An 11,893-nucleotide genomic window follows, 5' to 3' on the forward strand; every position below is an offset into this window, starting at 1 on the left:
AACGAAACGAACAAAGGCCCGGCGGTGAAGCGACCGCCGGGCCTTATCCGTTTAAGAGGCTCTGATTCGTCAGGCGGCGGCCTGGATGGCGGCGACCTGCCAGTTGTCGTTGCCGGGGCGGCGGACAAAGGTCCACATTTCCACCGATTCGGACGGATGTTGCTCGTCACCTTCGATCACCTTGCCAGAGGTGCGGTCGCGCATCACGTCGATGGCAGAGTAGCGCATCGCGACTGTCGCGTAGTCCTGCCCTTCTTCGTGCCATGCTTCGGCGACATCGCCCTGCAGTAGCGTCACCTCGCGCACGTCGTTTTTCACACCGCTGGTCGCGTTATCGCTGAGTTCTTCAGCGAGATATGACATGGCTTCGGGCGTCGTCAGTTTGCGCAATGTGCCATAATCCTCGGCGGCATAGGCAGCCTGCACGTCTTCCAGCATTTTCTGGAACGTCTCGAGGTCGCCCTGCGTGATGCCGATTTCGTCGCCTTCCGAGATGGCGTTGGCGTGGGGCGTGGGCTTTGCCGTTGCGGCAGCAGCAGCCGCTCCGCCCGCAGCGCCGGCCATCGCGCCGATCTTCGGGATCTTGAACGAGGATGCGGCCGGACCCGCCTGCGAACCGCCATTATAGGAGGAGCCGGAATGATCCGTGCGGTGCGAGCCGTTGGCCGATCCATAAGCGGGCTGGCCCTGACGGCGCGACGCGAAGAAACGCATGGCGAGCATGACCAGAAGGCCGATCAGCGCAACCTGTAGCAACATGCCGAAGAAACCGGCCATGCCGCCGAAACCACCACCCAGAAGCATGCCGAACAGACCGCCCATCAGAAGGCCGCCCATCAGACCACCCATCATGCCGCCGAAGAGGCCACGATTTTGTTGCGGCGCCTGTGCGCCAGGACGTGCCGGCTGAGCAGCGCCAGGAGCTGCCTGGTTGGTGTTGGGCGTCATGCTGCGGTTAATCGGCGCGGTCTGGCCGGGCGCAGTGCTGGTCGAAGGCGGAGCGGAGTAGGTCCGCGTGCCACGGCTGCCGAAACCGCCGCTGGCGCGACGTGCTTCTGCCATATCAACCGCCACAAAAGAAACCGCGATACCAAGCGCGGCGACTGCGAACAAACCCTTGAAGCGCCGAAAGGCTGCAAACATCGTTATCTCCTGTTGGCCGCCCTCCCATGAGCGGCATCTCAACAGGCCATATAGCAACTCATGATCATCATTTTTAGACCGCTCGGCTTAAATTTTTTGTGATATGCAACCAAGGCGTGAGGCGCGTGAAATCTGCCGCAATTCGAAAGCTGGAAAAACAAAAACCGGCACAGGGTTTCCCCTGCACCGGTTCCTATTGTCCCCTTGGGAGGAACGATAGATCAGTCGACGTTGAACGTCAGCGGCTTGACCTGGCGGATGGCGGGGTTGGCGCGCAGCTTGTCCAGCACCTCTTCGGAAACCGGACCGTCGACATAAAGCAGGGCGATGGCGTCGCCGCCTTCCTTTTCACGTCCAAGCTGGAAGTTGGCGATGTTGACGCCAGCCTCGCCGAGCGTGGTGCCCATGAAGCCGATCATGCCGGGAACGTCGGTATTGGTGATGTAGATCATGTGCGATCCGACATCGGCATCCATGTTGATGTTCTTGATCTGGATGAAACGTGGCTTGCCATCCGAGAACACCGTGCCGGCAACCGAGCGGATCTGGTTTTCCGTCTTCACCGTCAGCTTGATGTAACCGTCGTAAACGCCGGTCTTGTCGCGCTTGACCTCGGAAAGGATGATGCCTTTCTCCTTGATCATGACCGGGGCCGAAACCATGTTCACGTCGGCAACCTGACTGCGGATGAGGCCGGCCAGCAATGCACTGGTCAACGCCTTCGTGTTCATGTTGGCGGTTGCACCGTCATAAAGGATTTCGATTTCCTTGGTGGCGCTTTCCTGTACCTGGCCGACGAAAGACCCGAGAACATCCGCGAGACGGATGAAGGGCTTCAGACGCGGCGCTTCCTCAGCCGTGATCGACGGCATGTTGATGGCGTTGGACACGGCACCCTTGACGAGGTAATCCGACATCTGCTCGGCAACCTGCAGGGCAACGTTTTCCTGTGCTTCCGTGGTCGAAGCGCCAAGATGCGGCGTGCAGACGACGTTAGGAAGGCCGAAAAGCGGGCTCTCGGTGGCGGGCTCGACTTCGAACACGTCAAAACCGGCACCGGCGACATGGCCGGACTTGATGGCTTCCGCAAGGGCAGCTTCATCCACCAGACCACCACGGGCGCAGTTGACGATACGTACGCCCTTCTTGGTCTTGGCAAGGTTTTCAGCGTTGAGGATGCCGCGCGTCTTGTCGGTCATCGGCACATGCAGGGTGATGAAATCGGCCTGGGCTAGCAACTCGTCCAGCTCAACCTTGGTGACGCCCATTTCCTGGGCGCGCTCCGGCGACAGGAAGGGGTCGTAGGCGAGAACGTGCATCTTGAGGCCAAGTGCACGCGAGCAGACGATCGAACCGATGTTACCCGCACCGATGACGCCGAGCGTCTTGCCGGTGATTTCGACACCCATGAACTTCGACTTTTCCCACTTGCCGGCCTGCGTGGAACTGTCGGCTGCAGGAAGCTGGCGGGCGACGGCGAACATCAGCGCAATCGCGTGTTCTGCCGTTGTGATGGAGTTGCCGAATGGCGTGTTCATGACGATGATACCGCGGCGCGAGGCAGCCGGGATGTCAACATTGTCGACGCCGATGCCGGCGCGGCCGATGACCTTGAGGTTGGTGGCGGCTTCGATCAGCTTTTCGGTTGCCTTGGTGGCAGAGCGGATGGCCAAGCCATCGTAATTGCCGATGATTTCAGCAAGCTTGTCCTTGTCCTTGCCGAGCTTCGGCTGGAAATCGACTTCGACGCCACGATCACGGAAAATCTGGACGGCGGTTTCCGACAGTTCGTCGGATACGAGTACGCGAGGTGCCATGGTTCACGGGCTCCTTGAAAAACGGTGCAGTTTTGAAAGCGGGAACTATGCGGCCCTGCATCAGCGCAGGGCCGGTATCAAAATCAGGCGGCAGCCTTGGAAAGTGCTGCCTTCTGCGTCTGGTAAGCCCAGGTGAGCCAGGGCATGACGGCTTCCATATCAGCCGTCTCGATGGTGGCGCCGGCCCAGATGCGCAGACCGGACGGGGCGTCGCGGTAAGCGCCGATATCGAGGGCGACATTTTCCTTTTCGAGCAGGGCGACGACGCCCTTGGCAAAATCGGCCTGTGCTGCGGCATCCAGCGCCTGGACCTCGGGATCGACGATCTTGAGGCAAACAGACGTATTGGAGCGAGTTTCCGGCTTCACGGCCAGGTTGGCGATCCAGTCGTTCTTCTCGATGAAGTCGTAAATAACCTTGGCATTGGCATCGGCGCGGCCGATCAGCGCCTTCAGGCCACCGAGATTTTTTGCCCAGAGCAGCGCGTCGATATAATCTTCAACGCAGAGCATGGACGGCGTGTTGATGGTTTCACCGCTGAAGATGCCTTCGATCAGCTTGCCGCCGGAAACCATGCGGAAGATTTTCGGCAGCGGCCATGCCGGTGCGTAGCTCAAGAGACGCTCAACGGCGCGCGGCGACAGGATGATGACGCCATGGCCGCCCTCGCCGCCGAGAACCTTCTGCCAGGAGAAGGTGACGACGTCGAGTTTCGTAAAGTCCATATCCTGCGCGAAAGCCGCCGAGGTGGCGTCGCAGATGGTCAGGCCCTTGCGGTCGGCGGGAATGAAATCGGCGTTGGGAACACGAACGCCAGAGGTCGTACCGTTCCAGGTGAAGACCACGTCGCGGTCGAAATCGACTTCGGCAAGGTTCGGCAGCAGGCCGTAATCGGCCTCGAACTTGCGAACGTCCTTCAGCTTCAGCTGCTTGACGACGTCGGTGACCCAGCCGGCGCCGAAGCTTTCCCAGGCGAGCATATCGACGCCACGTTCGCCGAGCAGCGACCAGAGCGCCATTTCAACGGCGCCGGTGTCGGATGCGGGAACGATACCGATGCGATAATCGGCGGGAACATCAAGAACTTCACGGGTGAGATCGATGGCCTGCTTCAGCTTGGCTTTGCCAACCTTGGCGCGATGCGAGCGACCGAGCGGCGCATCGGAGAGAGCATCTAGCGACCAACCGGGGCGCTTCGAGCAGGGACCAGAGGAAAAATGCGTATTGCCCGGACGGACGTCCGGCTTCACGATATCTGTCATTTGACTACCCTTCCAGATAGGCGCTCCACGTTAGGGTGGAGTGTCCTGACGCCGTTGCTATTCCTGTCGCCGATCCCAGTCAAGCGGAATATGTCGCTACGCAGAAGAATCTTGGTCCATATGCGTCATGTACCTTGCCACATGCCGATAAAACAAAACCGCCCGCACCCGGAGGATGCGGACGGCCCGAAACTATCAGGTTGGCGTGACGTTTATTTATAAACGGCAGGCTGCAGAGGAATATCGGCAGGCGGCATGTATTGCGCGGTATCGCAGCCATTGAAGACATAACGGCCACCAACGCGCACCTCATGCGAATAAAGACCCTTGTCACGGCCGGGGCCGCCGCCATTCTCATAGGCGAACATGTCGCCCTTGTTAATCTGCCGGAAACGGTAACCGATATCGGCCTTGAGGTTACAGGTGACATCAATGGATGCGCCGGCCATAAGGGCGTAAGCGAAACGCCACTTGCCCCTGCCACCGTGTTCGGTGGTCGGGTCGCAATAGCCCGATCCGTCTGTCGCGCAGGAGGTATTACGCAACTTGTCCCACTTCACGTAGGACGCGCCGATACCGCCGCCGACGTATGGTGTGACGCGGCCGTAGGTACCCAGATCGACATAGGCGTTCGCCATCAGCGTATAAGCCCGCAGCGCGCTTAGGTCGGTCGATACGCACGGCGTTCTGCTTCCCAAAGGACCACCGCCACAAAAACCACTAGTGGAACCGCGGAAATCCGACTTGCCCATATAGTCGAAGGTCACGTCACTGCGGAAATAGTTGTTGAACTGATAACCGACACCGGCGCCAATGACATAGCTATCGTCGATCTTTGCGGTATCGAAATCAGCGAGATAGCCACCAGGGCCACCCTGATAATAATTGGCACCACGCAGCTTATTGAAAGAATAACCGACGTCGCCTCGCAGATACCAGCCGCTTGCCTGGGTGATCTCCACTTCGGGAGCATAGGTCGGCGCAGGCTCAGCTTGATAAAGATCGGCGGCAATGGCGCTGGTGCCGGTCAGCAGGACGGCCAGAAATCCGGCCAGGGCGTTTTTCATGACTTCCACTCCAGAAGAGGCACGTGCGTTTGCGGCAGCAGATGCCAGTGAACTGTTCAGTCATGGAGATTGACGTAAAATGGTTAAGTCCCGATTAAAATGGAAATTTGTATTACAGCAGTCATTACTGAGGATGGTAAACAAGCTGCTACGGTTTGCGCTTTCTTAACCCTAAAACGCATAGGTTAAAGAAGTTCAAAGGGTATTGCGTTGATGAAACAAAGCGAAATCAGGCAGACGGCATACTCATATATTCGCATGAGTAGCCAGCAGCAGATGAAGGGCGACAGCTTCCGTCGTCAGTTGGAACTCAGCCGTCAATATGCAGCCGAGAACAACTTGGTCCTGGATGAAAGCCTTACAGACATCGGCATTTCTGCGTGGACAGGCGCCAATGTCCAAGACGGCGCGCTTGGACGCTTTTTGCAGTTAATCCAGAGTGGTCTGATCAAACGTGGATCGTACTTGCTAGTCGAGAGCCTTGACCGACTAAGCCGTCAGCAAGTCCGTAATGCAATTGGTCCATTCATCGACATCATCAACGCTGGCGTGACCATCGTCACCCTTGCTGACAAACAGGTGTATTCGGAAACCACGGTCGACGAGAACTGGACGCAATTGATGATGTCACTGGCGATCATGTCGCGAGCACATGAGGAAAGCCAGACAAAGAGCAAGCGTCTCAAAGAAGCCCACGCGAACAAAAAGAAGCTCGCTGCGCAGGGAATTGGCCGCTATTCCCACAATATATGGGGCTGGATCGATCAGATCGAAGTGGCTGCCAATAAATTTGAATACCGGCTAAATGAGCATGCGGCGACTGTTCGCAAGATTTACGAAATGGCGGACGCCGGCCTTGGTCAGTTGGTTATCACGCGCAAACTGAATGACGAAGGTATTGGTACGTTCCGAGCGTCGAAAAACGGGTGGCAACAGCCAAACGTCGGCAGCATACTTCGTAATGAAGCGGTGATCGGTACATATCAGCCAACACACGCCGTAAACGGCAAAGCCACCCCGAACGGCCCACCAATCAAAAACCACCTTCCCGCCGCGGTACCCGAAGAACTGTTTTGGCGCGTGCAACGTAACAAACAGCGTCGAGTTTCAAGCGGACGTAAGGGCAAGCAACTGACAAACTTGTTTACGAGCCTCTGCGTGTGCCAACATTGCAATGGTCCCATTCGCGTGCGGCTCGCTGGGACGAGCGGCAAGACACACAGGCACCTTCACTGCGACAACAGATATCGTGCATTAGGCTGCCCGAGCGCGGGCGGTGGCTTTCGGTATGATATTATGGAAGCTGCCATTCTCGATAAGATCAAAGAGTTCGACATCGATATTGGAACAGGCAGACAGACCGCCGACCGAGAGGTTCTGCTTCACGAGATAATGTCAAAAGAAATTCATCTCGATGAGATGGAAAAGCGAAAAAACAAGCTGCTTCGTGCCCTTGAATTGTCAGATGATGATGCCGCAATGAGTGACATCCTTTCCCAACTGTCAGAACGGCGAACCACCGTCGAGCAACTGACCACACAGATCGCGGAAATGAAGGGCGATCTTGCCCGTATTGATACAGAGGCAATCGCTCTCGCTTCGGCAGTAGAGCGACTACAGCTTGAACGCTTGATTTGGCCGACTGGTTCAGATGATGAAGTTTATGCGAGCCGTTCTAAGGTTTCAGCAATGATGCATTCGTATATCGACGTGATAGCTTTCGATTTTAACCGAAAAACCTATCGCGTCTCAATTGGCGGGCATCTCATTTTGTATGAGTTCTATCGCGACGGGCGGTTGCTGAAAAAAATCGACAATCGAAGCCTGATGCGAAAGCACGGCATTCCAGTTATTTGGAAAGATAAGGACGAAAACGGCCACGCCATTGAAGGAACTGGCGAGAAAGTCATTCCCATCAGCTGGAGTGTAGAAACGCTTACAACAGCAATCCCCCAATCCCGACAAGACCCGAATGCGCATCTTGTTGACAAACGCAAACGAACCGTCAGCACGCTTATCAACAAAAAGCACTAACGTCGTTGCTCAGATCGGAATTGGGAGACTACGGTGTAAGTCCCTGATATTACTCTTCCAGTTCGCGGGTGCGCTACGACTGTGCTAAGCTCGGGCTATTCGCCAAGAGTAGCGATAGGGCTGCGTTCTGGGTGTGAGTTCTTTCCGTTCTTTGACAACGACGCGTCTGCTACGGATGCCTTTCGCGGTTTCAAGTCGCTGTGTAGATGCCACTCATCGTCGGCAACGATGTTGAAGTCTCTAAGTGGGGTCTCGTCGTCTCTCGCAATCTGACCGATGTGGGAATTTAGGTAGCCGATGAATGCCTTGTCGGCATCTGAGGCAATAGAATTTCGGCCCAGTTCGATCGCAACGCGTGTCGTCACGCCACTGCCCGCAAAGAAGTCGAGTACTGTTGAGCCGGGATAGGACATGGATTTTACAATTCGCTCAATCACGGCCTTCGGCTTCTGCGTAGGATGCCCCACACGCTCCTTCGAGTTTCCATTCAGACGTGGAATTTTCCAGACGTTTGTCGGGTTTATGCCCTTCTCTAAATTCTCCGGGTTGAGGCGTTTGTCTTTCTTGTAGGCTGCCAGTGTGGCTGGATCGAGCTTTTGTCGTACAGCGTCGAGATCAAAGAAATACTTATCAGATTTTGCAAACCACGCTATTTCCTCGTGCCGATTTGCAAAGAAACGCTGTGCGCCCATTCCATTTGGGTAATTCCAGATAATCAGGTTCGCCAATAGCATGGCGCTGTTGCGCCTCATCCAAGCGATGAGGCTTAACAGATCCCCCGACCCTGCCTCGCCTTGGTACTGAAGGCCACCGAAGAGAACGAAGTTGCCCGTAGGCGTGAGGACGCGCTCAACCTCTCTGATCCACTGTGCGGCCCAGTCCACATAGTCGGTCATGTCGTCCCAAGTAGCCACATTGATGTTGTAGGGTGGATCGCAAACAACCAACTGAATCGATTTGCTCGGTATCCGACGGAGTGTTTCCAAGCAGTCGCTTACCGCGACGAAATGCTTTGTATCGCAGATGTTATCCTCTTTGATCTGAGACACAGACGAATGCTTTCGACCGTTTTTTTTCAAGCTGTTCATGCCGATGTGGCCGGCATTACGGTGTGATCGATTAGACATCAGGTTCCGATCTCAAATACTTCGTTAATGTGATAGGCTTCGGTTAGAAACGTAGTTCCAAACAGCTCGCGAAGCGATGCCTTTTCTGCCGGTTCAAGAGATGGGGCATGTGCGTTCCACTCCCCGATAACCGTCCTTATCGTTGTGGTGCTTGCAGCCACGGAGCCAGCATCCGCCGCAATAAGGTCTCCCGAGAGAGCAAGCCTTTGTAGATTTACTGTCCTCGGGGTTTGCGTGAGCACACCACAGCTTTCCAATATGTTCAACAAGAAGGGGCAACGGTGCCTTGCGGCTTCTTCAGTCGCGGGCTCGATGCCCATCTCGTCACAAAAGTCCAATACCGGCTGGAAATCGAAGAAGCCATCATAGATATCGGCTTTTGGGATCGAGGCGATACGGTATTCAAAGTATAGGTATTGCAGCATCTGCTTCGCAGCAGGCATGTTAAGGAATATCTTTGTGTATAGTTTTCGAAGCTCTTCAGATTGTGGCAATGCTGAGGCTATAAGCTGATTGTAAAACGGCGCCCTGTGCGGAGTTTCGCTTGAATATGTGCCGTCTTCGTTCGTTGATATTTGAATTTCGGCAACATTTATGAAAGGTTCGAGCAGATCCCATAGCCTCTGGCCATCTTGCGTCAGTTCAGGGGTAAAGTTTGCTGGATTCTCAGCGAGGCGGATATCAGTAAGAAGTCCAATTTCGATAGCGGCAAGAATTTTATACTTGACCTGTCGCCGATACCCCGCAATGCGTCCTGCCCCAAATCCTCCGGCTAATTTGATATAGTCATCTGCAAAGGCGCTACCGTCTCTTCCATTGACGAAATAGTATAGAATGGACAGCAGGTGGCCTAAGTGCGTACCTTGCGGATAATGAAAACTGGCCTCCGTCGCACGCTGGAGTTGGCTGGTCTGTGGTGCAGACAGCCCACCAAAGCGGGCTACGCGACTTGAGACAACATTGCTGCGCTCGGCCGCCCAGCGAACTTTTACAAGCGGCTTTAGCCGCGCGCCTGTCAGATTGCGTTCACCACGCACTGCTGCCCCTTCGGCACCTTCTCCGGGGTCGGCTGGAAGGACAATTCTTTGTAGGGCGAGAATTCCTGAAGTGGTCAACTCGTCTATGTCTTGCTGGCTGCTTACAAGGCTGATGCCGGGTTGTTGTCCCGTTAGCCATTGATCTATCTGCTGCGCAATACCGGCGAGGACTTCATCGTTGTCCCCATCGTCGGTATCCAGAATAATTCCGGCTTCAATGTTAAGCCCCGAAAGTCCAGGCCCGGTAAGGTTCGAAGAGCCGATGTATGCGCTTTGACGCCCGTTGGCGAATTTGAAATGATAGACCTTGGGGTGAAACAGTGAGGTGTCAAACGCAGCTATGCCGATGGCCGCATGTTCTCGAGGAAGAACCAATGCGTCTTTCAACATTCGCACATGATCAGCCAGAGTCGCTCCCCGGTTTGAGCCGATTACGAACCGCGAGACACCGTTGTTCTCGGCGCATTTCTTGAGAGCTGGCAGCAAAAGGGAACTGCCTTCAAATGTGTAGTAGCCCGTTTGGCAACGAACTTCATCGATGCCCGCCGCTACGGCCTCATTCATCCATTTCGCCACCGTTTGGTTGGCGTCTCTAATTCTCGAATCGATGTATCTCATTCTCCCATAAGTCAGGACCTGTGCCGTCTTGACAAGCTCAGACAGTTGCTCCAGCTCAAGGTAAGTGTGCAAAACGAAAATTATAGACTTTGTGACCTTCGGCTGCGCGCCATTGCTTGGGCCGACCATTTTGGCATTGCGCTTTCCGCAAGCTCCGAGAAATCGTGCTTCGATATGCGTACAACTGATTGCTGCAATCGAGGAATCACGTGACAGCCAGACACGCCAAGACAAGCCCGCTGAAAGCATCGGCGAGAGATTTGACCCTCGGTGTCGCCGTTCCGCTTGTGGGTGTCTGCGTGATGATCGCGTGTTGGGCCCTGTACGTGGAGCTATCGGGAGTTCCACCGTATATTCTTCCGGGACCGGGCACCGTTGCTGCGGCGCTCACCAAGGATTGGTATATTTTGCTGGCGGCGTTATGGGTGACCGCCCAAACAACCCTTGTGGCGCTGCTCCTCGCTGTCGTCGGAGGAGGATGCGCAGCGGTGGTCTTGGCGCAATCGCGATGGCTCGAAACGCTGTTGTCGCCGGTTATGGTCACGCTTCAGGTAACGCCCATCATCGCGATAGCACCGTTGATCCTGATTTACGCGCCGACGCCGTGGATTGCGCAGTTGATATGCGCGTTCCTCGTGACATTCTTTCCGGTTATGCTGAATACGCTGCAGGGCTTGAAGAGCGCCGACCGGCATCATGCCGATCTGCTGAAGACGTATAGCGCATCCCGGTGGCAAACCCTCATTTATCTGAAACTGCCGTCGGCATTACCGAGTTTCTTTGCGGGTCTCAAAATCGGAGGCGGGCTAGCGTTGGTGGCGGCAGTTGTCGGAGAGTTCGCGGCAGGGCAGGCCGGTAACAATGCGGGCTTGGCCTTTCGATTACTGGAAGCGCAATACCGGCTGAATATGCCGCGCCTCTTTGCCTGCCTCATCCTGCTTGCTATTCTCGGGGCAGCCATCTTCGGCCTCACCTCCAAGCTGTCCGAGCTCGCCCTTCGTCATTGGCATGAGAGCGAGCAGAAATAGTCACTGCGAAGCCTGCAAATCCAAACCTAATGAAACGCACGTTTTCTGACGTTTGCGCTCTGGATGGCGCTGACACCTTGATCCCGCAGAGCAATTTCCCGCCTGCCAACAATGCTCGCCCTTCCTGCCCATCGGCAACATAACGAACGGCATGGAAATGCTGTTTTTTGTGAGGTTCTGATGAAGCAAGCGCGCGTTTTGACGGATGCCGAATTTAAACGGCTGCTGGCGGTGGTGGCACAGATGAAGCATGCGGGGCGAAATAGGCTTGCGTTGATGCTGTCGCACCTCGCAGGGTTGCGCGTAGGTGAGATTGCCGCCCTGACGGTGCGCGATGTTCTCGACAGCGACGGGAAGGTTCGCGAGCAACTGCGGCTGCGGGCCGAGATCACCAAGGGCGGTCATGCGCGTGTGGTGTTTCTCAACGAGAAGCTACGCAGGGAGATCGAACGGCATCGCAGCGAATGGCCCGAAAACAAGGGCGCCGATGCGCCACTGCTGGTGACGCAGAAGCGGACGGCGTTTTCCGCAAACACGCTCTGCCAGTTAATCGGACAATTATACAAGAGCGCCGGTCTCGACGGGGCGACCTCGCATAGCGGTCGCCGCTGGTTCATCACACGACTTGCACATTCCGGTGTCAGCCCGAAGGTCATCATGACGCTGGCAGGCCACCGCAACTTGACGACCACACAACGTTACATCGATGTACGGGACGACATGATGAAAGCGGCGGTCGATTTGCTTTGACCGTCGCCCA

General features: G+C 55.7%; 9 protein-coding genes. 3 read left to right on the top strand and 6 right to left on the bottom strand.

The window, feature by feature from the left end:
- Positions 1-69 precede the first annotated feature (69 nt).
- The 4 genes from DOU54_RS24820 to DOU54_RS24835 all read right to left on the bottom strand — a co-directional run bounded on the left by DOU54_RS24820 (position 70) and on the right by DOU54_RS24835 (position 5,289).
- Positions 70-1,143, bottom strand: a complete 1,074-nt coding sequence (locus tag DOU54_RS24820) for a Tim44 domain-containing protein (RefSeq protein ID WP_022563039.1) — start codon at positions 1,141-1,143, stop codon at positions 70-72.
- Positions 1,144-1,364: 221 nt separating this feature from the next.
- Complete coding sequence (gene serA / locus DOU54_RS24825) at positions 1,365-2,960, bottom strand: phosphoglycerate dehydrogenase (RefSeq protein WP_003506257.1); 1,596 nt, start codon at positions 2,958-2,960, stop codon at positions 1,365-1,367.
- An 83-nt stretch (positions 2,961-3,043) separates the two neighbouring features.
- The gene (locus DOU54_RS24830; protein WP_077985781.1) at positions 3,044-4,222 is read right to left on the bottom strand and encodes a phosphoserine transaminase; all 1,179 of its coding nucleotides are present in this window, start codon (positions 4,220-4,222) and stop codon (positions 3,044-3,046) included.
- A 212-nt stretch (positions 4,223-4,434) separates the two neighbouring features.
- On the bottom strand, positions 4,435-5,289 hold the full coding sequence (locus DOU54_RS24835; RefSeq protein ID WP_006697163.1) for an outer membrane protein: 855 nt from the start codon (positions 5,287-5,289) through the stop codon (positions 4,435-4,437).
- 213 nt (positions 5,290-5,502) lie between these two features.
- Here DOU54_RS24835 and DOU54_RS24840 point away from each other — a divergent pair, with 213 nt between their 5' ends.
- On the top strand, positions 5,503-7,323 hold the full coding sequence (locus DOU54_RS24840) for a recombinase family protein (protein ID WP_113732002.1): 1,821 nt from the start codon (positions 5,503-5,505) through the stop codon (positions 7,321-7,323).
- Positions 7,324-7,418: 95 nt separating this feature from the next.
- Here DOU54_RS24840 and DOU54_RS24845 read toward each other — a convergent pair whose 3' ends face one another.
- The gene (locus DOU54_RS24845; RefSeq protein WP_193603456.1) at positions 7,419-8,411 is read right to left on the bottom strand and encodes a DNA-methyltransferase; all 993 of its coding nucleotides are present in this window, start codon (positions 8,409-8,411) and stop codon (positions 7,419-7,421) included.
- A gap of 38 nt (positions 8,412-8,449) precedes the next feature.
- A complete protein-coding gene (locus DOU54_RS24850; RefSeq protein ID WP_146617400.1) occupies positions 8,450-10,105 on the bottom strand; it encodes a restriction endonuclease PLD domain-containing protein in 1,656 nt (551 codons plus the stop codon).
- A gap of 302 nt (positions 10,106-10,407) precedes the next feature.
- Between DOU54_RS24850 and DOU54_RS24855 the strand changes: the two genes are divergently transcribed.
- Positions 10,408-11,133 carry an ABC transporter permease gene (locus DOU54_RS24855; protein WP_113732101.1) on the top strand — a complete coding sequence of 242 codons (726 nt, stop codon included), beginning with the start codon at positions 10,408-10,410 and terminating at the stop codon, positions 11,131-11,133.
- A gap of 180 nt (positions 11,134-11,313) precedes the next feature.
- A complete protein-coding gene (locus DOU54_RS24860; protein ID WP_113466577.1) occupies positions 11,314-11,883 on the top strand; it encodes a tyrosine-type recombinase/integrase in 570 nt (189 codons plus the stop codon).
- The last annotated feature ends 10 nt before the right edge of the window (positions 11,884-11,893 follow it).

The organism is Agrobacterium sp. MS2 (genome assembly GCF_003261015.1).
Lineage (GTDB): Bacteria > Pseudomonadota > Alphaproteobacteria > Rhizobiales > Rhizobiaceae > Agrobacterium > Agrobacterium pusense.